At 71.7% G+C, this 23,140-nt stretch carries 22 protein-coding genes; 16 read left to right on the top strand and 6 right to left on the bottom strand.

Features of this window, described 5'->3' with window-relative positions:
- Window positions 1–211: 211 nt before the first annotated feature.
- From VKT83_17025 to VKT83_16980, 10 genes are all read left to right on the top strand, one after another.
- Window positions 212–952, top strand: a complete 741-nt coding sequence (locus tag VKT83_17025; protein HLY24170.1) for a 50S ribosomal protein L25 — start codon at window positions 212–214, stop codon at window positions 950–952.
- A gap of 69 nt (window positions 953–1,021) precedes the next feature.
- A complete protein-coding gene (pth, locus tag VKT83_17020) occupies window positions 1,022–1,681 on the top strand; it encodes an aminoacyl-tRNA hydrolase (protein ID HLY24169.1) in 660 nt (219 codons plus the stop codon).
- A gap of 61 nt (window positions 1,682–1,742) precedes the next feature.
- Window positions 1,743–2,354: a sigma-70 family RNA polymerase sigma factor gene (locus VKT83_17015; GenBank protein ID HLY24168.1), complete on the top strand. Its 612-nt coding sequence runs from the start codon at window positions 1,743–1,745 to the stop codon at window positions 2,352–2,354.
- A complete protein-coding gene (locus VKT83_17010; protein HLY24167.1) occupies window positions 2,351–2,854 on the top strand; it encodes a zf-HC2 domain-containing protein in 504 nt (167 codons plus the stop codon). Before VKT83_17015 ends, VKT83_17010 begins: the two co-directional genes overlap by 4 nt.
- Window position 2,855: 1 nt before the next feature.
- Window positions 2,856–5,387 carry a polysaccharide deacetylase family protein gene (locus VKT83_17005; protein HLY24166.1) on the top strand — a complete coding sequence of 844 codons (2,532 nt, stop codon included), beginning with the start codon at window positions 2,856–2,858 and terminating at the stop codon, window positions 5,385–5,387.
- A complete protein-coding gene (gene tatC, locus VKT83_17000) occupies window positions 5,384–6,187 on the top strand; it encodes a twin-arginine translocase subunit TatC (protein ID HLY24165.1) in 804 nt (267 codons plus the stop codon). Before VKT83_17005 ends, tatC begins: the two co-directional genes overlap by 4 nt.
- A gap of 314 nt (window positions 6,188–6,501) precedes the next feature.
- On the top strand, window positions 6,502–8,067 hold the full coding sequence (locus tag VKT83_16995; GenBank protein ID HLY24164.1) for an FAD-dependent oxidoreductase: 1,566 nt from the start codon (window positions 6,502–6,504) through the stop codon (window positions 8,065–8,067).
- Between the two features lie 126 nt (window positions 8,068–8,193).
- Window positions 8,194–8,763, top strand: a complete 570-nt coding sequence (locus tag VKT83_16990) for a sulfite oxidase-like oxidoreductase (protein ID HLY24163.1) — start codon at window positions 8,194–8,196, stop codon at window positions 8,761–8,763.
- Complete coding sequence (locus tag VKT83_16985) at window positions 8,760–9,962, top strand: MFS transporter (GenBank protein HLY24162.1); 1,203 nt, start codon at window positions 8,760–8,762, stop codon at window positions 9,960–9,962. Before VKT83_16990 ends, VKT83_16985 begins: the two co-directional genes overlap by 4 nt.
- On the top strand, window positions 9,959–11,281 hold the full coding sequence (locus tag VKT83_16980) for a phenylacetate--CoA ligase (protein ID HLY24161.1): 1,323 nt from the start codon (window positions 9,959–9,961) through the stop codon (window positions 11,279–11,281). The genes VKT83_16985 and VKT83_16980 overlap by 4 nt, the downstream gene beginning before the upstream one ends.
- A gap of 19 nt (window positions 11,282–11,300) precedes the next feature.
- Here VKT83_16980 and VKT83_16975 read toward each other — a convergent pair whose 3' ends face one another.
- From VKT83_16975 to VKT83_16955, 5 genes are all read right to left on the bottom strand, one after another.
- Window positions 11,301–11,999 (bottom strand): hypothetical protein, encoded by a 699-nt coding sequence (locus VKT83_16975; protein ID HLY24160.1) that lies wholly within the window; start codon window positions 11,997–11,999, stop codon window positions 11,301–11,303.
- A 60-nt stretch (window positions 12,000–12,059) separates the two neighbouring features.
- Window positions 12,060–13,304 (bottom strand): beta-ketoacyl-ACP synthase II, encoded by a 1,245-nt coding sequence (gene fabF, locus VKT83_16970; protein HLY24159.1) that lies wholly within the window; start codon window positions 13,302–13,304, stop codon window positions 12,060–12,062.
- A gap of 77 nt (window positions 13,305–13,381) precedes the next feature.
- Window positions 13,382–13,843, bottom strand: a complete 462-nt coding sequence (locus tag VKT83_16965) for an SRPBCC family protein (GenBank protein ID HLY24158.1) — start codon at window positions 13,841–13,843, stop codon at window positions 13,382–13,384.
- Window position 13,844: 1 nt separating this feature from the next.
- The gene (locus VKT83_16960) at window positions 13,845–15,053 is read right to left on the bottom strand and encodes an NAD(P)/FAD-dependent oxidoreductase (protein ID HLY24157.1); all 1,209 of its coding nucleotides are present in this window, start codon (window positions 15,051–15,053) and stop codon (window positions 13,845–13,847) included.
- Complete coding sequence (locus VKT83_16955) at window positions 15,050–15,775, bottom strand: methyltransferase domain-containing protein (GenBank protein HLY24156.1); 726 nt, start codon at window positions 15,773–15,775, stop codon at window positions 15,050–15,052. Before VKT83_16955 ends, VKT83_16960 begins: the two co-directional genes overlap by 4 nt.
- 215 nt (window positions 15,776–15,990) lie before the next feature.
- On the opposite strand from VKT83_16955, the gene VKT83_16950 reads away from it, so the two are divergent.
- The 3 genes from VKT83_16950 to VKT83_16940 all read left to right on the top strand — a co-directional run bounded on the left by VKT83_16950 (window position 15,991) and on the right by VKT83_16940 (window position 18,563).
- Entirely contained in the window at window positions 15,991–16,950 is a 960-nt protein-coding gene (locus VKT83_16950) for a cobalamin-binding protein (protein ID HLY24155.1), read from the top strand.
- 119 nt (window positions 16,951–17,069) lie between these two features.
- A complete protein-coding gene (locus VKT83_16945; GenBank protein HLY24154.1) occupies window positions 17,070–18,134 on the top strand; it encodes an AI-2E family transporter in 1,065 nt (354 codons plus the stop codon).
- A gap of 153 nt (window positions 18,135–18,287) precedes the next feature.
- Window positions 18,288–18,563, top strand: a complete 276-nt coding sequence (locus VKT83_16940) for a hypothetical protein (protein ID HLY24153.1) — start codon at window positions 18,288–18,290, stop codon at window positions 18,561–18,563.
- A gap of 20 nt (window positions 18,564–18,583) precedes the next feature.
- On the opposite strand, the gene VKT83_16935 is transcribed toward VKT83_16940, so the two are convergent.
- Window positions 18,584–19,222 (bottom strand): hypothetical protein, encoded by a 639-nt coding sequence (locus VKT83_16935; protein HLY24152.1) that lies wholly within the window; start codon window positions 19,220–19,222, stop codon window positions 18,584–18,586.
- Between the two features lie 189 nt (window positions 19,223–19,411).
- Between VKT83_16935 and ada the strand changes: the two genes are divergently transcribed.
- From ada to VKT83_16920, 3 genes are all read left to right on the top strand, one after another.
- Window positions 19,412–20,554, top strand: coding sequence for a bifunctional DNA-binding transcriptional regulator/O6-methylguanine-DNA methyltransferase Ada (ada, locus tag VKT83_16930; protein HLY24151.1), 1,143 nt, complete (start codon window positions 19,412–19,414; stop codon window positions 20,552–20,554).
- Window positions 20,555–20,692: 138 nt separating this feature from the next.
- Window positions 20,693–21,790 carry a Zn-dependent alcohol dehydrogenase gene (locus tag VKT83_16925; GenBank protein HLY24150.1) on the top strand — a complete coding sequence of 366 codons (1,098 nt, stop codon included), beginning with the start codon at window positions 20,693–20,695 and terminating at the stop codon, window positions 21,788–21,790.
- An 11-nt stretch (window positions 21,791–21,801) separates the two neighbouring features.
- On the top strand, window positions 21,802–23,055 hold the full coding sequence (locus VKT83_16920) for a D-alanyl-D-alanine carboxypeptidase family protein (protein ID HLY24149.1): 1,254 nt from the start codon (window positions 21,802–21,804) through the stop codon (window positions 23,053–23,055).
- The last annotated feature ends 85 nt before the right edge of the window (window positions 23,056–23,140 follow it).

The raw sequence follows: 23,140 nt of genomic DNA, 5'->3' as shown, positions 1-23,140 counted from the left end.
GCGCTGGGAGGAGACCTACAACAACGTCCGGCCGCACCAGGCGCTCGGTTACCTCACTCCGAACGAGTACCTCGCTCAATGGCAGGCGGCTCAGCGATGAATTTGGAGGCTGGTGTAGTCGGATCTACTGGACCAGTACAGCACGTTGTCGCGCTGCCTGCGCAGATGCTATAATGTCCCGTCGTAACGAACGGACTGGAGGCGACGTCTCATGGAACGGGTGAGCCTGAGCGCCCTCGAGCGCACGGCCACGGGGAAGAGCGCGGCCAAGCGCGCGCGCCGTGACGGTCTCGTGCCGGCGGTGCTCTACGGCCGCGGCCGGACGCCCCGGGCGGTGTCCTTAGGCCGCAAGGACCTGGTCTCGGCGCTGCACACCGCGGGCCGGAACGCCCTGATCGATCTGCGGATCGCGCAGGACGGCGACGCGCAGACCGAAGTGGTGATGATCGAGGAGATCCAGCGCGACCACATTCGCCGCGAGATCCTGCACGTGGACCTGCACCTGATCAGTTTGACCGAAGCGCTCGAGGTCAGCGTGCCCGTCGTGTTGAGCGGCACGCCCGAGGGCGTCACTGCGGGCGGCGGCGTGCTCGAACAGGTCCGCCGCGAGATCGAGGTGCGCTGTCTGCCGACGCAGATTCCCGACCGGTTCACCGTGGACGTCACCGGCCTGCGCGTCGGCGCGTCGATCCACGTCGGCGACCTGAAGGTGGCGGAGGGCATCGAGGTCCTCACGCCGCCCGAGGAAGTGATCGCCGCGGTGGTGGCGCCGGTGGTCGAGGAAGAGGCGGCGCCCGCGGCGGAGGCCGAGGCGGCGGCGGAGCCCGAGGTCGTCGGGCGTGCGCCGGCCGAGGGCGAGGCTCCGGCCGAAGAGGGAGCCAAGGCGCCCAAGGCCGAGGCCAAGCCCGCCAAGGCGGAGGCCAAGCCGGCCAAGTCCGACAAGAAGGAGTAGCGCGGTCCGAGCAGGGATGCGCGGCTGCGGTTTGGTGCATGAGGGGCGTGGGATCGGGCCGCGCCCCTCATGCTACGTAGAGAGATGATCGCCATCGTGGGACTCGGCAATCCGGGCCGCCGGTATCGGGGCACGCGGCACAACGTCGGCGGCGACGTGGTGGACCGCGTCGCCGCCAAACTCGGCGTGCGGCTGGCCGATGACGGCTTCGCGCGGACCGCGCGCGCCCACTTCGGGAGAGCCGCGGTGCTGCTCGCCGTTCCGGAAACCTACATGAACGTGAGCGGCCAGGCCGTGGCCGACCTCTCGCGGCGCCGGCGCGTTCGTCCGGAGAATGTGTTGATCGTCTACGACGACCTCGACCTGCCCCTCGGCCGGCTGCGGCTCAAGCCCGGCAACGGCGCGGGCGGCCACAACGGCGTCCGCTCGATCATCGAGGAGCTCGGCACCAAGGACTTTCCGCGGCTTCGGGTCGGCATCGGCCGTCCACCGGCCGGCGTAGCCCCGGAGACGTTCGTGCTCGAGCGCTTTACGCCGGAGGAGCGCACCGTCATCGACGAAGCCGTCGAGCGCGCCGCCAACGCCGCCCTGGCCGTCGTCAGCGACGGCCTGGAGGCGGCGATGAACCGGGTCAACGTGCGGGAGACTGCGGCGGCCGGGGGCCGGCCGCGCGAGGCCGCGGCCGGGCAGGGCGGACCCCCGGGACGCCCGGGAGGCGCGGGTGCCTGAGGGGAACTTCCGGGAGTCCGGCAACGCTCTTCACAAAGAGACCGCTGCCGGGGGTCCCGACGTGACGGAAGCCGTATCGGCGCTGAGTGGAGTCATCGATGCCGGCGCGCAGGCCGGTCAGAGCGGCGCGCACCGTCTGGCGGCATTTGAGGAACTGCTGAACCGCCACTTCCGCAGCATCTACCGGGTGGCGTATCGGCTGGCCGGCAACGCCGACGACGCGGAAGATTTGATGCAGGAAGCGGTGGCCGAGGCGTTTCGGGCGTTCGACCGGTATCAGCCGGGGACGTTCTTCGACCGGTGGGTGTACCGGATCATGCACCGCACCCACATCGACTGGATCCGCCGGCGCGGCCGGCGGCCCGAGATCTCCTTCGACGCGCCCACCTCCCCGGAGGGCGATCCGCTGCTTGCGCGGCTCGGCGATTCGGACACGGACCCGCAGCATCTCACCGAGGTGCGGGATCTCGACGGCCCCATTCAGGCCGCGCTCGAGAGCCTGCCGCCGGAGTTCCGGACGGTCGTCGTCCTTGCGGATATCGAGGGACTTTCGTATGATGAAATCGCGGCGGTGGCCGCCTGTCCGGTCGGAACCGTTCGATCGCGCCTGCACCGGGCGCGCGAGGCGCTGCGCTCCGCGCTGCGTCCCTACCTGAGGGGAGGGGAGCGGTGAACCACACGCACGTTGCCGATCACCTCTCCGCGTACCTCGACGGCGCCCTGCCGGCGTCAGATCTGGAGCAGGTGCAGGCGCACCTCGAGGTCTGCGGGACGTGCGGCCGCGCCTACGAGGAGCTGCGGACGCTGCGCTCACTGCTGCGCGCGCTGCCGGATCCGGTGGCGCCGTCCGGACTCGAGGACCGGATTCACTGGCGCCTCGCCCGGGAGGAAGCCGCGTTCCGGCCGTCGCCGTGGCGCGCGGTGTGGGCGGCGGTGACACGCCCGGCCGTGACACGGCCGCTGCGGGTTGCCCTGGCCGGCGCGACGATACTGGTCATTATTGGGCTGCCGATGGGATGGGTGTCCGGACTCTTTGCGCCGCGGGGGACGTTGTTCGATCCGGACGCGTACGTGCGCAACTATCTGATGACGTCGTCCGACCGCCTGACCGACGACGTGACACGAACGGTCATCGCCCACACGGCTCTTCCGGAGTCGACTGTCCAGAGGTAACATGACGCCTCGCCTCCGCCGCCGGATCGTGCTCCTGGCGGTCTGTGCGCTGCTGGCCGCGATCGTCCCGGACGGTGCCGCGCTGGGCGCGCCGGGCGTGCCGCCCGCCGGGCCGGACGAGCCGGAGCCGATCCGCTGGCTGACCGAGGCCGCGCTCGCGCCGCGGGGCGTGAGTTACACCGGCACCAAGACCGTCACCGTCTGGGCGCAAACCGTTCGCGCGTCCGAGGTACGGATCTACCATCAGGCGCCCGACCGCACACGGCTGGAGTATCTGGCCGCCGGCGATCAACCGGAACGCGTGGTGGTGATCAACGCCGGCCGACAGATCGAGTTCGTGCCCGGACGCGGCCGGTACGTCGAGGGGCCGGCGCCCCAGACCGACGAGGACGAGCTCATCCGTCAAATTCTCCCGCAGCTCGCCGCGAACTACGAAGTGCGGTTTGCCGGCGCCGAGCGTGTCGCCGGCCGGCCCGCGCGGATCATCGACATCCGGGGCCGCCTGCCCGGCCGGCCGCGCCTGCGGCTGTGGATCGATCTGGAGACGCGGCTGATCCTCCGGCTCGAGCGCTACGGCCCGGCCGGAGCGCTGCGGGAGACCTCGGCGTTTCTCAGCGTACAGCTGAACCCGACGCTCGCGGCGGACCTCTTCATCGTGTCGCCGCCCGCGGGGGCGCAGGTCCAGACCCGCCTCCAGCAGGCGCCGGCCGCCGCCCTGACGATCGAGGAGATCTCCCGCCGGGTCGGCTTCATCCCGCAGCTGCCGGCCTACCTGCCGCCGGGCTACCAGTTTGTGCGGTCCAACGTCGCCATGATTCACGGCACGCCGACGGCGACGTTCGCCTTCACGGACGGCGTCGCGACGATGACCCTGTTCGAGAGCCGCGGCGCGCAGGTGGGCGCGGGCGGCGGGCAGCGCGTGCAGATCGGCGCCTTCGAGGGCACGGTGCAGACGCGGGGCGTCGCCACCGTGGTCCACTGGAACACCAACGGCATCTCGATGACGCTTGTCGGGGACATCGCGTCGAACGAGCTCCTGCGCGTCGGACGGTCGGTACCGCCGGCCGGATCGTCCGACCTGCTGCCGGTCGACCCGCGACGGGCCGCTGTGGAATCAGAGCGGCCGGCGGCCATGACCACGATGTCCGCGCTCCGGGCGGCCGTTGCGGGCCGCGCCGCCGGGTGGCTGCGCGCGCTCCTCGCGCCCGCGATCGCCGAAGCGGCGACTCAGCCGCCCGTGCATCCGGCCCCGGCGTGGCCGGATGTGCCCCCCGTTCCCGTGTCGCCCTACATCACGAACGACACCCATCCGATCGGTCCCGGCATCCACCCCGAAGAGACACGCATCTGGCAGGCCTTCGTCGAGCAAGGCCTCGCTCCGGTCGTCGTGAAGGTGACGGTTGCCAGCGACGGTGTCACCAAACTGCCGGACGGGCGGCTCTCGCGGCTGGTGTGGATCTGGTTCGTCTACGGGATGGACCGGGCGGCGACGCCCGCGGCGATGGTGCGCGAGGCGGCGGCGACCGCGCGCGCGCTCGCGGCCGCGGCGGCGCGCGCCGATCCGCGCGTGGACCGGATCACGCTGAGCGGCTACTATCAAATGCCGGGCCGGTTCGACGGCCGCCGCACCGACGTGACGGTGACCGCCGCGCTCGATGCCGGGCGGCTGCTCGGGGCCACGCCCGGCGGGGACCCGCGCGAGGCGCTTTCCGCGGCGGGCAGCGTGTGGTTTGCGCCCGAACTGCTCGAGGGGGCGCTCGTTCCGCGACTGCCCGTTCCGCACGATCCGCACCTGTCGGCCGGCATGCGGGCGCCGGTGCTGCTGCCGGGTGATCGGACCTACGAGTCGGCGGAGCGGTTTCAGGGTACGCTCCTCCAGCGCATCGTCGACACGAAGGTGCAGCTCGAGGGGCTGCTCTTCGGCGCGGCGAGTGACGGCATGCTGTGGCGCGGCAACCCCCGGCGCCGCGAGATCGCGCTCACCTTCGACGACGGGCCGAGCCCGCTGGCGACGCCGCTCCTCCTCGCCGTGCTGCGCCGGTACGGCGCGCACGCGACGTTCTTCGTGATCGGCGAGCACGCCCGCGCCTACCCGTACCTCGTCCGGGCGATGACGGCGGACGGCCACGAGGTCGGCGACCACACCTACCACCATCCGAACATGGTCACGGTTGGCGACGCCGTCGCCCGTAGTGAGATCGCCGCCGGCGCGGCGGTGATCGGCCGCACGGCCGGCCGGCCCGCGGAGTGGTTCCGGCCGCCCGGCGGGGACTATACCGCGGGCGTCGCCGGGGACGCCCGCCGGCTCGGCCTCGGGATGGCCATGTGGACGACGAACTCCGGCGACTGGTCGCTGCCGCCGTTCCGCATCCTCGTCGAGCGCGTGCTGGCGCGCGCGGAGCCGGGCGCGATCGTGCTGATGCACAACGGCACGCTCAATACCGTTCGCGCGCTGCCGGCGATCGTCGTGGAGCTGCGGCGGCGCGGGTACACGCTCGTGACCGTCTCCCAGCTTGCGCGGGACGCGGAATGAGCGCGGCCGTCCGCGACGAATCTAGGACCGACGTGATGGACGAGCGATCCGACACCCCGCGCGATCGGCCGATGACGCTCATCGAGCATCTCGAGGAGCTGCGGGTCCGGCTGACCCGCTCCGTCATCGGCCTGCTCGTGGCGACGCTTGCCGGCTTCATCTTCGTGGACCCGCTCCTCACGCTGCTGCTGCGGCCCACGGGGCACATGAAGCTGACGACGCTGACCGTGCTGGAGCCGTTTCTCGTCAAGGTGAAGATCGCGTTTCTGTTCGGCCTCGCCGTCAGCATGCCGTGGATCATGTATCAGGTCTACGCCTTCATCTCGCCGGCCCTCACCGAGAACGAGCGTCGCCGGACCATCCCCCTCGCGCTGCTCGCGGGGGTGCTCTTTGCGATCGGGCTCGTCTTCGGCTACGTCTTCGTCCTGCCGATCAGCACCCGCTGGCTCCTCGCCCAGGCCGGCGGCCAGTTCAACGTGCTGCTGACGGCGAACGCCTACATCTCGTACGTCCTGTTCTTTCTCCTCATCGTCGGCGGGACGTTCGAGACGCCGCTCGTCATCCTCTCGCTCGCGATGCTCGGGCTCGTCACCCCGCAGACGCTGCGCCGGGAGTGGCGCATCGCCTACATGGTCATCGCCGCGATCGCGGTTTTCGGCACCCCGGACTGGAGCCCGGTCACGATGATGCTCGTCGCGGTGCCGATGGCCCTCCTGTACGAGTTCAGCATCGTGCTCTGCCGCATCTTCATCCGGCCGGCGGCGGCGAAGCCCGCGCAGGCCGCCCACACCGGCGGGTAGCGGTCGCGAACCGACGTTCACAATTCACGCGGACAGGGGATATTCCTAATACCCTGGACCGACGGCGGCTGTGCTGCCCTCGGTCGGACCGGCGTCCCGGCCGGCCTGGAGGGATCCGTGTATCAAGGAAGCATACAGACGCCGTGGTCCCAGCCGTCTCCGGCGCCCGTCCCGGCGCGTCCGGGGCCCGCCCGGCTGCCCCGCCGTCTAGGGTCCTCGTGGTATTGCGGAGCGAACCGGCGTTGCTATAATGGCGTATTAGTACCGTTAGGGGTCGCTATGGCGCACTGTACGCCGTGGCGTCGGGGGGACGCATGAGCGTGGGGAATTCGATGGTGGCGCGGCGCGGAGTCCGCGTGGGGGCGGCCTCCGTGTTGGCGGTGATCCTCGCGCTGCCCATGGCGCTTGGGCCGGCAGGCCGGGCGGCCGCCGGTGTGCCGAATGCGCCGCGGGTCGCCGAAGCGTGCGACGTCCGGACGCCGGTGCTCGTGGTCGGCGGAACCCCGTCGGGCGTGGCCGCGGCCCTCGCCGCGGCGCGGACGGGCACCGCGGTGTACATGACCGAGTCGCGGCCCTACCTCGGCGGTGATCTCACCGGCGCCATGCTCAACATGCTCGACATGGACTTCGGTCTCACCGGCGAGCACCTTGCGCGCGGCGTCTTTTCAGAAATCTACAAGCAGCTCGGAATGACCTTCGACGTCGAGACCGCGAAGCGCGTCTTCATGGACGCGGTCCGCCGCGAGCCTCTCATCACGCTGACGCTGCACCGCAAACCCGTCGAGGTGCTGATGAACGGTCCGTGGGTGACCGGCGTCGTCTTCGACGGCCCGCATCAGACGCGGGAAACGGTCTGCGCGAAGCGCGTGGTCGACGCGACGGACGACGGCGACGTCGCCGCGATGGCCGGTGCGCCGTTTACGATCGGCCGCGAGGATTCCGGCATCGACCGCGCGATGATGTCGGCGACCCTGGTGTTCGAGGTGAAGGACGTCAACTGGCACCAGGTCACCGCCTACGTGAGCGGCGCGCGCGAGCAGCACATGCGCCGCGGCGGTTTCTACCAGGGCAACGTGTGGGGCTACGGCCCGATCATGCGGATGTACAAGCCGACGCAGCCGAACGTGGCGATCTATGACCTCAACATCGGCCTGCAGAACGACCGCTCGGTGCTGATCAACGGGCTCCTGGTGTTCGGCGTCGACGGCACCGACCCGGCGTCGGTGGCGGACGGCATGCGCCGCGCCAAAGTGGAGCTGCCGCTGCTCATGGATTTCCTGCGCGAGACGGCGCCGGGCTTCGCGAAGGCGTCGCTGGTGCGCACCGCCGACTACCTCTACATCCGCGAGACGCGCCACATCCGGGGGCTCTACACGCTGACGGCCAACGACATCGTGAACAGCCGGGTGTTCTGGGACGCCGTCGGCGTCGCGAGCTACCCGATCGACATCCATCCATACAAGATCGGCGAGTTCAACCCGTACGCGCCGAAGCGCTTCGTGTATACGATCCCGTTCCGCTCGCTCGTGCCGTACGGGATCGGGAACCTCGTGATGGCGAGCCGCTCGATCTCCGCGACGTACGCGGCCGCGGCCTCGTGCCGCGTCGTGCCGACGACGATGGAAGAGGGGCAGGCCGCCGGGCTCGCGGCGGTGCTGTCGATCGAGCGGCGGGTGTCGATCCCGCAGCTCCTGGAGCAGCCGGCCCTGATCCACGATCTGCAGGCCGGTCTCCACGGGCAAGGCGCCTACCTGCTGCCGGATACGCTCGCCTCGATCGGCGAGGCGTCGCCGCCGTGGCTGCTGCACAGCGGATCGGCCGTACGGCCGCCGGTGCTGCCGCTCACACCGGTTGAGGGCGCGCGTCCCACCAAGCCGTAAGCCGCGTCTGTTTGTCGCGCTGGAACGGCGGGCGACCTGCCCGCCGTTCCTCTTTCGCGTCCCGGTTTGATTCTTCACACGGCCGGCATCCCAGGGGCGCCGCGCCTCCGAGCCGAACAACCCGGCATGGAGACGCCCCGCCTGCCGCCCGGCCAGACCCTCACGGAAAAGTGGCCGGTGCTCTACTATGGGGGCATTCCCCGCATCGACCTCGCGAAGTGGGCGTTCGCCGTGGAGGGTGAGGTCGAGAGTCCCGTGCGGTGGACGTGGGATGAGTGGACCGCGCTGCCCCGAAAGAGCGTTCGCTGCGACGTGCACTGCGTCACCGCCTGGTCGCGGTTCGACAACGTGTTCGAGGGGGTGCCCGCGTCCGAGGTGATCGCCCGCGCGCGGCCCCGCGAGGGCGCGGCGTTCGTGATGGTGCACTCGTACGGCGACTACACAACGAACCTCCGGCTCGACGACCTGATGCAGGACGACGTCCTGTTCGCGTTCACCCACGACGGCCGCCCGCTCACGCCCGAGCACGGCGGACCCTGCCGGCTCGTGGTGCCGCGCCTGTATTTCTGGAAGAGCGCGAAGTGGGTTCGCGGGCTCGAATTCATGCGCGGCGAGCGCCCGGGCTTCTGGGAGCAGAACGGGTACCACATCCGCGGCGATCCCTGGAAGGAAGAGCGCTACTCCGACCCCTGGTGACGTCCATAGAACCGGAGCGCTCGACGTTCACCCGTCTGGCCGTGCTGTGGCTGGCGGGCGTTGATCTGCGGGCGACCCTGCTGGCCCTGCCGCCGGTCCTCATCTTCATCCACCGCGACCTCGGGTTGAGCGAGACCGGGGTGGGGGCGCTGACGAGCCTCCCGGTGCTGGTGCTGGCCGCGGCGGCCGTCCCGGGATCGCTCCTGATCGCGCGCGGCGGCGCGCGCCGCGCCGCGATTGCCGGCCTCGTCGTGGTCGCGCTCTCGTCGGCGCTGCGCGGCGTCGGCCCGTCGATCGCGATGTTGTTTGCGATGACGTTTGTGATGGGCGTCGGGATCGCGGTGATGCAGCCGGCGGTGCCAGCGTTGGTCGCCCGGTGGTGCCCGGACCGCATCGGCTTTGCCACCGCGCTCTACGTGAACGGGTTGCTCGTCGGGGAGACGTTGAGCGCCGGCCTGACCCTGCCGCTCGTCTTACCGTTCATGCGCGGGAGTTGGCCGGCCGCGCTGGCGGCGTGGTCCGCTGTGCCGCTGGTGACGGCCATCCTCATGTTGGTCCTCCGGGAGCGGCTGCCCGATGCCGCGGTGGGCCCCGAGGCGCGCTGGTGGCCCGATTGGCGCGCCGCGGAGACGTGGCGGCTCGGGCTCGTGCTCGGCGGAGTCGGCGTCGCGTATTTCGCCACCAACGCCTTCATCCCGGATTACCTGCGGACCGCCGGACGGGTCGACCTCATCGGCCCATGCCTCGCGGCGCTCAACGCGGGGCAGTTGCCCGCGTCGGTGGTCGCACTCGCGGCGGCCCGTGCCATCGTCGGGCGCCGCGCGTCGCTGGTCGTGGTCCCGGTCGCGATCGCGGCGAGCCTCGCCTTGTTTCTGCTCGCGCCGCCCGCGTTCTGGGTGGTCGCCGCGGCGTTGATCGGCTTCTGCTGCGCGTTCGGGCTGGTGCTGTCGCTTGCGCTGCCACCGCTCGTCACGGAGGCCCGCGACGTGCACCACGTGTCGGCGGGGATGTTCGCCATCGGCTACGGCTATTCGTTTCTGCTGCCGCTGTTGGGCGGCGTCGCGTGGGACATCACCCACCTGCCGGCGGCGGCGTTTCTGCCCGCGTTTGCGGGCGCGGCCACGACCTTCGGGGCGGCGCTCGGGCTCCCACACCGCGCCGGCGCGCCCGGCGGCGAGATCAGGGAGGCAGCCGGATGATCTGGAACCGCACCGCGGAAACGATGACACGCTCCGATCTCGAAGCCCTGCAGCGGCAGCGTCTCGCGGACCTCGTGGCACGCGTTCACGCGAAGGTGCCGTTCTACCGCGAGGCGTTCGACCGCGCGGGCGTCCGTCCGGACCAGGTCCGCTCGCTCGACGATCTTCGCCGGCTGCCGTTCACGCGGAAGGCGGATCTGCGGGATCACTATCCGTTCGGCCTGTTCGCGGTCCCGCTCGACCAGGTCGTCCGCGTGCACGCGTCGTCGGGCACGACCGGGAAGCCCACGGTGGTCGGCTACACGCGCGCCGATCTCGGCGTGTGGGCGGACGTGTGCGCCCGGTCCCTCGCGGCGAGCGGCGCGCGGCCGGGCGACGTATTTCACAACGCGTACGGGTACGGCCTCTTCACCGGCGGGCTCGGCATGCACTACGGCGGCGAACTGATGGGCCTCACGGTCGTGCCGGTCTCGGGCGGCAACACCGAGCGGCAGCTGCTGCTCTTACAAGACTTCAAGCCGCGCGTGATCGCCTGTACGCCGTCGTACATGCTCACGCTGGGGGAGGCCGCCGCGGCCCGGGGCATCGACCCGCGGAGCCTGACGATCCGCTCGGCCGTCCTCGGCGCGGAGCCGTGGACGGAGGCGATGCGCGGCCAGATCGAGCGTCTGCTGCCGGTGAAGGCCGTGAACATCTACGGGCTCAGCGAAGTGATCGGGCCCGGCGTCAGCAACGAGTGCGTCGAGGCGCAGCGCGGCTCCCACGTCTTCGAGGACCACTTCCTCGTCGAGGTGGTCGACCCGCGGACCGGCGAACCGGTGGCCGCGGGCGAGGTGGGGGAGTTGGTGTTTACGACGCTCACGAAGGAGGCGCTGCCGGTGATCCGGTACCGCACCGGCGACCTCGCCTCCCTCGATCCCGCGCCCTGCGTCTGCGGCCGCACCTCCGTCCGGATGTCGCTCATCGTCGGCCGCACCGACGACATGCTCATCATCCGCGGCATCAACGTGTTCCCGTCGCAGATCGAAGCGGTGGTGATGCAGTTCGACGAGCTCTCGCCCAACTACCAGCTGGTCGTCGCGCGCGAACGGACGCTGGACTCGCTCGAGGTGCGGGTGGAGGTGGCGCCGGACGCCGCGCAGCCGCCCGCGCCCCGGGGAGACGTGGCGGCCGCGGATGACCTGCGGCGGCGGATCGCCGATCGCCTCCGCGGCGTGATCGGCATCGCCGCGCGCATAACGCTTCAGGCCCCGGGCAGCCTGCCGAGAAGCGAAGGCGGCAAGCTCCGCCGCGTCATCGACGAGCGGGCGAAGGGCTAGCGGGGCTCGATCGGACGGCCTATCGCTCGAGGAGGTCGGCTTCGATCACGTCGTGCCAGGGAGTGCCGGACACCCCGACAAACGGCGTCGAGGTGTAGAAGGGTCCGCTCACGCGAACGGTTTCGCCCGCCCGCACGACTGCGCGCCCCCACACGACCACGCCCACCGATGCGCCCTGGGCTTCCAGGCGGAACGTCGTGATCGGCGCGCCCCGCGCGTCCGCGGCCGGCGCGACGTCGGCCGCGGTTCCGGTGACGGTCACGACCGTGCGGTCGAACCGCGCGGCCTGCGTCGCGAGCGCGCGCACGGTGTCCGCGGGCGCGGCGCCCACCATCCGCGGCGGCGCGCCCGGGCCCGGCGCCGGGAGCGGCGGCGCGCTCGAATAATGCCCCGGTATCCCGAAGGCGGGACCGAAGATCGGCGTCTCGAACGCGGGTACGCCGAAGACCGGCGTACCGATCACGAAAGGACCGGGCATGATCGCGGGCGGCGGCGTGGCGCCCGGCGGACACACGAGGATCTGCCGGACGACCGTGGCCGTGGCCGGGGAGAGTTGAACGGGAAAGGCGATGGCGTCGAGCGGGGTGGCCGAGATCGGGCTCGACGTCCGCGTCGTCGCAATCTGGATTTGTTGACACGCCGTCTGCGCCGAGACGGGCGCAGCGCCTGTGAGGCCCGCCGCGACGGCAAGGGCGGCGCCGATCCACAGCATCCTCATCGCATCACCCCCCCTGGGGTTGCATTCGCCGCGTGGGCCGCGGTTGCCTCGATCCGATCGTTACCCCAGCCCGAAGACGAGCGCCGCGTTGATGCCGCCGAAGCCGAACGAGTTGCTGAGAATGTGGCGCAGCGGCATCTCCCGGCCGCGGTCGCGCACGTAGTCGAGATCGCAGGCCTCGTCCGGCGCCTCGAGGTTGAGCGTGGGCGGAACGTAGCGGTGCCGCAGGCTGAGGAAGCAGCTGGCCGCCTCGATCGCGCCGGTGGCGCCGAGCGCGTGCCCGTGCATCGCCTTCGTGGCGCTGACGGGCACCCGATAGGCGTGATCTCCGAGGACCTGCTTGACCGCGAGCGTCTCCGTGGAGTCGTTGAGGGGGGTGCCGCTGCCGTGCGCGTTGACGTAGTCGATGTCCTCCGCCGCGACACCGGCTTCGGCGAGGGCGAGCCGCATCGCGCGGGCGGCCTGGGTCCCCGACGGCAGCGGAGCCGTCATGTGGTGGGCGTCGTTCGTCGCGCCGAAGCCGAGGACGCTGCCGTAGATCCGGGCGCCCCGGCGGCGGGCGTGCTCGCGTTCCTCGAGCACCAGCAGCGCCGCGCCCTCGGCCATTACGAACCCGTCGCGCGTCCGATCGAACGGACGGCAGGCGCGCGCCGGCTCGTCGTTGTGGGTCGACATCGCCCGGATCACGTCGAACGCGGCGAACGTCAGCGGCGCGAGCGGCGCCTCCACACCGCCGGCGACCATCACGTCGGCGTAGCCGTCGCGGACCGTCCGGAACGCCTGCCCGATCGCGATCGCGCCGCTCGAGCAGCTGTCCGAGTTGGCGCTGGACGGGCCGCGGAGGTCGTGTTCGATCGCGACGTTGCAGGACGCGGCGCCGCAGAACACCGACAGCGCCAGCGTCGGCCGGATCCGGCGCACGCCCTGGCTCAGGAAGACGGCGTGCTGTTCTTCGGCGAACGCGGCCCCGCCGAGGGCCGAGCCGACGAAGCACCCGATCGCATCGCGGTTCTCGTCCTCGAGACGCAGCCCCGCGTCGTCGATCGCCATGCGGGCGCTCGCGAGCGCGAACTGCGCGTAGCGGTCGAGGCGGCGGAGCCGCCTCGGCTCGATGAAGGCTGCGGGGTCGAAGTCCGTGACCTCGCCGGCCACACGGCTGTTGAACGCGGCCGCGTCGAACCGCGTGATGTGTCCGACCGCCGAACGCTCGCGCCGGAGCCCGTCGTAGAGGCCCCCGGCGCCGCATCCGATCGGCGTGACCGCGCCGATTCCGGTGACGACGACGCGGCGTCCCGTATCCGTCACAATTCACCCCCGCGGTCTGGCGTGCAACCTTCGAGATCTCGAGCCCGCCGTCCGGGCGCGTTTTTCCCCCCACCGTGTCACGAAACGGTCTCCGGGGGGCTCGTTTCCACGAGCCGCTTGATGTGGCCCAGCGTGGCCCTCGCGGTCGGTTCGATGAACAGCGGTCCAATGATCGACCGCGCGACGGCGCGCCCGACGATCGGCCAGCCAAGGTCCAGATCGTGCACGATCGAGACTGCCACATCGCCGCCGGGCACGGGTTCGAAGCGCCACTCCACCTCCATGCCGCGCGTCACGCCGCGCACATGCGTGAAGCGGATGCGCCGTTCCCGCGGCTGCACGATCTGCCGTGCCCACCACCAGATCGGAATCCAGCCGCGGCGCGCCCTCATCTCGACGAGCCGGCCGGCGCCGTCGACGGCGAGGACGCGGACACCGCGGTAGTGCGGAAGGATGCGCGGCCAGTGCTCGACCTGCGCGGCGTAGCGGAAGATCGCGTCGACCGGGCCTCGAATCCGCACCGCGGTTTCCGTGTGCACGCTACGCCCACCCCATGAGGCGCGGAAGGACGGCCGGATGGAACACGGCGCCCAGGCCGTCGGTGTTGCCGATCATGCCGATGAGCCGTTTCCCGAGATCGGGATACCGCGCCAGTTGGACCGCGGTGCGGCGAACGATCGCCGGACGAAAGGCCAGCGCCTGCACGAGGCGGGACCCCGCGAAGACCGGGCCGAATTCGCGCGCGCGCGCGAGCGCGTAGGCTCGAAGCCGCGGGACGCCGGTGCCTTCGAGCGCGTCCGCGGCGATCGCGGCGCACAACTCGGCGCCGCGCAGCGCGAGGTATACGCCCTGTCCGGTCATCGGATCGAGGTGGGCCGCGGCGTCGCCGACGAGCAGCACGCGGCCGCGGCCGGCGCGGTGCCGGTAATAGCCGAGGGGCCCGACCGCCGTCAGCGGACCGGTTCTTTCCGCGCGCGCGAGCCGGTCGCGGAGCCCCGGACATCCGCGCAGCCACGCCCAATAGCCCGCCTCGAGATCACCGCGCCAGGCGCGCACCACGTGCCGCGGGACGGCCAGCGTGACGTTGGCCAGCCCGCCCGGAAGATGCGCGACCCCGCAGTAGCCGTCGCGCCGGAGATGGATCTCGCCCCACCGGCCGCCGCCGCCGGATCCATTCCCGCCGGCGGAACCGTCGACGCCTGCGAGATAGGCGCCGACGGTATACCGTCCGTGCCGCGCGGGGGCGGCGACGGCCGCCGCCCGCGCCACCGCCGATCGCAGGCCGTCCGCGCCGACGACGAGCCGCGCGGTATAGCACTCCTCGCGCCCGCCGCGTTCCACGGTCACGCGGACGGCGCGGGCTTGAGGCTCGAGCGCGGCGAGCCGGCTGCCGTCCCGAACGAGGGCGCCGGCGCGGACGGCGTGATCGAGCAGCGTCTGATCCAGCCGCGACCGCTGAAGCGCCCAGCCGTTGCGGTGCGGGAACGGAAGGGAGGCCGCGGCGCCGTCCGCGGTCACGAGCCGCATGCCGCTCACCGGCGCGGCCGCGCGCGCCACCGCGTCGCGGACACCCAGCCGTTCGAGCAGCTCATCGCAGCCCGGGTTGAGATAATCGCCGCACGGCTTGGGGCGCGGGAAGACGGCGCGGTCGACGATCACGGTGCGGTACCCTCGCCGCGCAAGGAGCGCCGCGGTCGCGGCACCCGCAGGGCCCCCGCCCACCACGAGGACGTCGAGCGGCCGGGTCATTCGAGGCGCTCCAGAGCCGCGCGAAAGCCGGGCACGCGGCGCACGGTCAGGTTGGGAATCCCGGCGCCCGCGACGAGCGCGCGGTACTCCGCCCATGAGTACGCGCGGCGGACCGAGCGGGGCCCGTCCGTGCGGATCAGGTGGTTCCGGAAACACCGCGTCAGCAGCCACACGCCGGCGTGCGCGGCCGGTGATCGCACGAGGTCCACCGCGAAGAATCCGAGGCGGCCGAGCCGGTCCAGCCGCCGCAGGAGGGCGGGCCGGTCCGCGGGCTCGAGGTGGTGAAGCGAGATCGAGCACAGGCACGCGTCGAACGCGCCGTCGCGGAAGGGCAGCGCGCGCGCATCGGCCCGGACCACCGCGATCTCCGGAAAGGCGGCGGAGGTCTCCGCGGCGAGCCGCGCGGTCACAGGGTGACGCTCGATGGCAACGACGCGCACGGGGACGCCGCGCCGCGCGGCCCACCGCACCGCCGCGCGGGGAATGTCGGCGCCTCCGGTCGCCACGTCGAGCAGCGCGAGCGGCGCGCCGAGCGTGCGCGAACGCCGCCACAACGGCAGCAGCCGGTCGAGGTAGGCGCACACGAGGCGCACCGCGCCCGTGAGGCGGTTGATGCGGCCGAGGTCCTCGAGATTCGGGCGCAGCATCTCCTCGGTGCTCGCGGGATCGTCCATCAATTCGTGGACGGCCCCGGGCGCCGGCCCGGCTAGATTCGTCCGCATGCGGTCCTCGGCCTCACGATCCGTTTTCCATCACCCCGGCCTTCATTATCGTGCCACGCTGCAACGGCTCCGTAACGGGTCGAGCTCGATGTCCTTCCATATAAAGCCGCCGGAGCAGGGCGGCGCCCGTTTCAGTCTGCCGGCCGGCGCAGTTCCGGCCCGGGGGGCGGACGCGGGCGAGGCTTTCGCGCGCCGGAGGCGAACTCGATGTCGCGATGCGCATTGCGACCCTGCTGCCGAGCGCGACCGAGATTGTCGCGGCGCTTGGGCTGGTCGGCGAGATCGTGGCGATCACGCACGAGTGCGATTTTCCGGCCGAGATCCGCGACCGGCCGCGGGTGGTGCGTCCGCGCGTGGACTCGCGTCTCGCCAGCGCCGCGATCGACGCGGAGGTCGAAGGGGCGCTGCGGCGCGGGGAGAGCCTGTACCGGCTGGACGAAGCTGCGCTGGCCGCCGCGCGGCCCGATCTCATCATCACGCAGGACCTCTGTGACGTGTGCGCGCTGCCGAGCCTCGACGTCGAGGGCATTGCCGCGGGGCTGCCCGGACCACCGCGCGTGCTGCGCCTTCATCCCCACACCCTGGAGGACGTCCTCCGCGACATCGAGACGGTGGGACGCGCGGCCGGCCGCCGCGATGAGGCGGGCCGCCTCGTCGCGGCGCTCAGAACGCGCATCGCGGCGGTCGAGACCGCATGCTCCATTCGCCGGCGCCGCGGTACGCCCCGCGTATTCTGTATGGAGTGGCTCGATCCGCCGTTCTGCAGCGGCCATTGGATGCCCGAGATCGTCGAGCGCGCCGGCGGCCGCGAGGTGATCGGCGTCCACGGCCGGCCGTCGTTTCGCGTCGAGTGGGACGCGATCGTCGCGGCCGCCCCGGAGGTCGTCGTGCTCACGGTCTGCGGATTCGACGTCGGCCGCACCTGCGCGGAATTGCCGCCGGTCGCCGCGCGGTCCGAGTGGCGGGCCCTTCCCGCGGTGGCCGCGGGGCGGGTGTATGCGACGGACGGCAGCGCGTTCTTCAGCCGGTCGGGGCCGCGGCTCGTGGACGGCCTCGAGATCATGGCCTCGATCCTGCACCCGGAGATCGCGGTCCGGTCCATTCCCGCGGACGCTCCGGCGGCGGCCTGGACACCGGGGCGCGCCGGCGTCTGGGTGCGGGTCGGCGGCCCGTAGCGCGTTCGGGCAGGGCGGCGGCGCCGGAACTCCGAATTACATCTCCGCGTGATGGCTACTATGCGAGACCGTGGGGGGACGGGCGCATAAGCACGCTTGATCGTTGGGCCAGAGCCACGATGGTCCTTGTCGTGGCCGCGGCCGCGGCGTTTCTTATGTGGCGACTGCGGTTCGTCCTCGTGACGGTCGCGCTCGGCGCGATGCTCGCCTATGCCCTCATGCCGTTCGTCGAGTACACCGGCCGGCTGCGGCCGTGGGGACGGCCGGTGCCGCGTCTTGTCGCCGTTCTCGCCGTCTTTCTCGTGGTGGCGTTCGCCCTCGGCCTTGTGACCCGGCTGGCCATGCGGCCGGTCGCGGCGGAGGCCCAGCGCTTCGGACAGAATCTCGAGCAGTACCGCGACCGGGTCGGTACGGCGCTGACCCAAATGCAGCAGGGACTGCGGCGGAGCCTGCCGGCCCCGCTCGTCGCGCCGGTGGAGCGGGCGCTCGACCAGGCCGAGACGATCGCGTTCGGAGCCGCCACCGGGACGCTGCGCGGTACGGCGCGGTGGATCTCGAAGGGGTTCGAGGTCCTGCTGATTCCGATACTCGCGTTCTATTTTCTTCTCGATCTTCCGGTATTGCGCGACGAGCTGCTGGGGTTTCTCCCGGCCGCCATGCGCCGTACCGTGCTCGCGGCCGGCCGGCGCGCGGATCGCATCGTGGCCGGCTATGTGCGCGCGCAGCTCATCCTGATGCTCGTGTCCGGGATCGCCGTCACGATCGGGCTTGCGCTGCTCGGAGTCCGCTATCCGCTGCTGCTCGGCATCGTCGCCGGAATCTCGCGCGCGATCCCGATCATCGGCCCGGTGCTCGGCGCCATTCCGATCGTCGGGGTCGCCATGCTCCAGTCGTCGGGCACGGCCGCGGCAGTCCTGATATTCTTCGTGATCGTACAGTTGGCCGAATCGAAGATCGTGCTGCCCAAGATCATCGGCCACGAACTGAAGCTGCACGCGGCCACGATCCTGCTCGCGCTCCTGCTCGGCAACGCCTTGTTCGGGCTGATGGGCATGTTTCTCGCGCCTCCGGCGGCGGCGTTCGCGAAGTCGCTGCGGGAGATGTTCGAGCCTGCGCCGGACGAGACCGTGCCCGCCTCGCTCCCCGACGTCCTGCCCGCCGCGGCCGGGGCGCGCGTCCGCTAAGTTACTGCAGGGCGTTCACGCCGAGGCGCCGTCCGACCGCGACCGCCCGCCGGACGTCCGATATCCCACGCCTGCTGGGAACTTGGCGCCCCCGTCGGGCGCTATATGCGATACAGCAGGCGGCTCGGGAAGTACATCGGAGGTGACGCGATCATGACCCGCAAGACGTTTCTCGCCGGAGCAGCCGGGATGGCCGCGACCGTGGTGGCGGCAGGCGCCGCGATGGCGCAGGTCCCGCCGACACGGAGTGAATTCGGCAGCGCCCGCAACCTCGTCCACGTCCGGAGCGCGCTCGAGGGATTGATCGATCAGCTGCAGCACGACCAGGCGGACTACGGCGGTCTCCGGATTCGCGCGATCGAGTCGATGCAGCGCGCCCGCGCCGATATCGCCGCGGCCCTGCAGTGGGACGCGACGCACCCGCACTGATCGGCCGGGCGGGGTCCTCGTTACATCGAGCCGCGGCGGACGACGCCGCGGCTCATATTATGCCCGCCGTGGATCGGGTCCGGTTCGGACGGAATCGCGGCCGGGTGAAGGCTTTGTATCGCGCGGGTCAGCGCCGGCATGTCGTCGCGCACGCGCGCGGGCCGGTTGGCCGTCGTCCCGATGGCGAGGAACGCCCGCCGGCCCACGGTGACGCAGGTTTGGATGCTGCGCCGCTCCTCGCCGGTCTTGGTGGTCCAAATATACGCGTGAGACCATGCCGGCAGGGATCCGATCCGGTCGGGGCCGACCGCCACGCTCGCATAGCGTTGAATGGCGCGCCGCATCACATACTGCGCTTCGGAGACGCAGGTCTCGGCCGTGATCGCCACGGGGAGGTCGCGGACGATAACGACCAGACTCGCCGGGAGGCTGCCGTCGATCGATGACGCCAGCGCCGACAGCGCGGGGTCCCCGCGTGACGTGGTCACCTTCCATGCCGCCGGCACCTCGATCGTGAACCGGTTGTTGATGTCGTGCACCGTCCGGTAGGATTCGCCCGCGTCGCGCACGTCCGGCGCGTCCGCGCGGACCCCGGCGGGCGGCAGTGCGGTGGCGGCAAGAATTTGGACGGCGGCAAGCGCGGTGCGGACGATCGACATAACCGGATCGCACCTTCGGGAGGACGGCGTTGTGAACCAAGGACGGGTTCGACGGATGACGGGATGCATTTTCGGCGCCGTCCGGGCCCGGACCCTGCCTTCCTGCGCCCGTGATTTGCCGCGACAAATCGGATAGCGGCCCCCGAGGCGGGGACGTACGATCGGTGCGACAACGCCGGGGGTGATGGTATGCTGAACGTGCAGGAGGCCGCGAAGCAGGAGGCCGGGGTGGCGATACGGGCGGATCGGGTCCAGACGCATAACGGGAGCGGCGGCGGTCCGGGCGACGAACAGCGCTGGCGCGCCGTGCTGGCGCGCGACGCCGCCGCCGACGGCACGTTCGTGTTTGCGGTGCGCTCGACCGGAGTGTACTGCCGGCCGTCGTGTCCCGCGCGGCGGCCGCAGCGCGACCGCGTGCGATTCTTTCGTGAACCCGCCCAGGCGGCCCGGGCAGGGTACCGGCCCTGCCGGCGCTGCCGTCCCGACGCTCCGGCCGGCCGCGATGAGACGGCCGCGCTCGCGCAGCGCGCCTGCCGGTTCATCGAGACCCACCTCGACGAACCGCTGAGTCTCGAGCGGCTCGGCGCCGCGCTCGGGTGCGGTCCGCAGCAGGTCCGCTGCGCGTTTGCGCGCGTGCTCGGCCTCTCGCCGAAGCGCTACGTCGATGCGTGCCGTCTCGACCTCGTCAAGGCTCGGCTGCGGGCGCAGGCGGCGGTGACGACCGCGCTCTACGACGCCGGGTACGGATCGAGCAGCCGCCTGTACGAGCGGGCCGCGCGGCGCCTCGGGATGACGCCCGCGGCATACCGGCGCGGCGGCGCCGGCGCGACGATCCGGTATACGACGGTGGCGACTCCGCTTGGACGCCTGCTCGTCGGCCGGACGGACCGCGGTGTGTGCGCGGTGTCGCTCGGGGACAGCGACACGCGTCACGCGGCGGCGCTGCGGGCGGAATACCCCGCGGCGCGCCTCGTGCGCGACAGCCGGGCGCTGGCGCCCGCGGTGCGATCGATCCTCGGGTATCTCGACGGCCGGGAGATGCACCTCGACCTGCCGCTCGACATCCGCGCGACGGCGTTCCAGGGACGCGTGTGGGATGCGCTGCGGGCGATTCCGTACGGCACTACGCGCTCGTACAGCGACGTGGCACGCGCGATCGGCCGGCCCTCGGCCGTTCGTGCCGTCGCCCAGGCGTGCGCCGCCAACCCGGTGCCGCTGGTAATACCGTGCCACCGTGTCATCCGCAACAACGGCGATCTCGGCGGCTACCGCTTGGGTCTCGCGCGGAAGCGGGCGCTGCTCGAGCGTGAGCGCACCGCGGCTGCGCGCTGATCGGAATCGGCGCGCCGGCGAACGCCCGCGGCGCGGCGGCGTTGTCCGGGGGCCGCGTGTGTGTCCGGCATGCGGGAGGATTCGCCGCCGGGCGAAGGGAAGGGCTCCGCTCATTTCTGCGAGGGGAGGCTCTCGCCCGTGCGCGCCGCGGTCTTCTATGAAGTCGGCAAGCCTCTGGTTGTCGAAGACGTCGATCTGGAACCGCCGCGTCCCGGGGAAGTGCTCGTCCGCATCGTCGCGACCGGCGTCTGCCACAGCGACCTCCACTACATCAAGGGCGACCTCACGATGCCGCTGCCCGTGGTACTCGGGCACGAGGCCTCGGGCGTCATCGCATCCGTCGGCGCCGGCGTAGAGTCGGTGCGGCCGGGCGATCACGTCGTCCTGCTCTTCGCGCCCGCGTGCGGGGCGTGCCGTTACTGCGACAGCGGCCGGCCTCATCTCTGTGAGATGCGCTACCGTGTTCGCGGGCGGATGCCCGACGGCACGACGCGGTTGCGGGCGCGCGGCGAAGAGCTCAACCACTTCACGTGCGTCTCGTCGTGGGCGGAGCAGGCCGTGGTGCCGGAAGCGGGCGTGCTGCGCATCGACCGCGATCTCCCGCTGTCCGTCGCGGCGCTGCTCGGGTGCGCCGTCACGACCGGGGTCGGGGCGGTCATCAACACCGCCAGAGTCACTCCCGGCTCGAGCGTGGTTGTGATCGGGCTCGGCGGCGTGGGCCTGAACGTCGTGCAGGGCGCCCGCATCGCCGGCGCCACGACGATCATCGGGGTCGACCTTCTGGACCACCGCCTCGAAGCCGCGCGGCAGTTCGGCGCCACGCACGTCGTCAACGGCAAGCGCGACGACGCCGTGGCCGCGGTCCGGGACCTCACCGGCGGCGGCGCCGACTACGCGTTTGAGGTGATCGGCCGCCCCGAGACGGTGCGGCAGGCCGTCGACGCGGTGGCGCGCGGCGGGGTCGCGGTGGCGGTCGGCATCCCCTCCGCCAAGGCGGAACTCGCCGTGGCCGGGACTTCGTTTATTCTCAATGAGAAACAGCTCCGGGGCTGCTTCTATGGATCCTCGCGCCTGCGGGACGACATCCCGAGACTGCTCCGGCTGTACTACGGGAGGCAGCTCATGCTGGATGAACTGGTGACCGCGTCGTTTCCGCTCGAGCGGGTGAACGAGGCGGTGGACGTGCTGGATCGCGGCGACGGGCTGCGGACAATTCTCCAAGTGTCGGCGGCCTGATGGTGCGTCCGATGCCCCGCCCGGCCCGCCGGCTCGCGGTCCTTGTCCTCTGCGCGGTGGTGCTGCTTCAGCCGTGGGCCGGTGTTGCCGGCGCGCGGGTCGAGGCCGCCCCGCGGCCGCACGCGCCGGCGGCGCCCGGCGCGCGCGCGGCCCTGCCGGCCGCCGCCGGTGTGCTCATGGAGGTGAGCACGGGGGAGGTGCTCGAGAGCACGAATCCCCACGTGCAGCACCAGCCGGCGAGCCTCGACAAGCTGATGACGCTCTACCTCACGCTGCAGGCGATGCGGGCGGGGCGGCTCACCCCCGACTCCAACGTGACCGTCAGTACCGAGGCGTGGCGCATCGGCCGCGTGCCGGGCAGCAGCCGGATGTTTCTCAACGTGGGCGACACGGTGACGGTCAGGCAGCTGCTCGAGGGATTGATGGTCTCCTCAGGCAATGACGCGGCGGAGGCGCTCGCCGAGACGGTGGGCGGCTCGGCGGAGCGGTTCGTGGAGGAAATGAACGCGACGGCCGCGCGGCTCGGGATGCACGATACGCATTTCGTGACGCCGCATGGACTGCCGGCGCCCGGGGAGCATGTGAGCGCCTCGGACATGGCGGTGCTGGCACGGCAGATCCTGCTCGAGTTTCCGGAGGCGACCCGGTACAGCAGCCCGCAGTACGAATCGTACGGCGGCATCCGCCAGGCGAACTGGAACAACCTGGTCTTTCGCGATCCGCGCGTGGACGGGCTGAAGACCGGACACACGGAAGAGTCCGGCTACAGCATCGTCGCGACGGCCCGCGTCGGCGACCTCCGGCTGGTCGCGGTCGTGCTCGGTGCGCCCACCGTGCCGCGCCGCACCGCGCTCGCCGAGGGCATGCTGACCACCGGTTTCGCGCACTACACGGTCGTCGCCGTGCCCTGGCAGACCGTCGTGCCGGCCTCGCTCCGGGTGTACGGCGGCAGCCTCCACGCGGTGCCGCTGCAGCCGGCGCGGCCGGTGACGGTGCTGGTGCCGCGCGGGTCGCGCGGCGAGTTCGAGGTGACGGAACAAATCACCGCGCGGCCGTTTGCTCCGGTCGAACGCGGCCAGCAGGTTGGGATGCTGACGCTGCGGCGCAACGGCCAGGTCGTGCAGTCGGTTCCGCTGCTCGCCGCCTCGGCCGTCGAGCGGACGGGACTGCTCGGCCGTTTGTGGGGCGCGATCAGCTACGCGGCGGCGTCCCTGCTGCACCGCCACCCGGTCACGTCGCGCGGGACGTATTCCCCGCCGAGTTAGCGAACGCGCGGGCCGGCTGAAGCCGCGCCCGTGGAAGGACGCGACAGAGACGGCCGGCGCGCCTGAGGGCGCGCCGGCCGTCTCC

Source organism: bacterium, from assembly GCA_035308905.1.
Classification (GTDB): Bacteria; Sysuimicrobiota; Sysuimicrobiia; order Sysuimicrobiales; family Segetimicrobiaceae; genus DASSJF01.
Note: the sequence above shows the minus strand (reverse complement) of the source record. Positions and strands in the feature narration are given on the sequence as shown.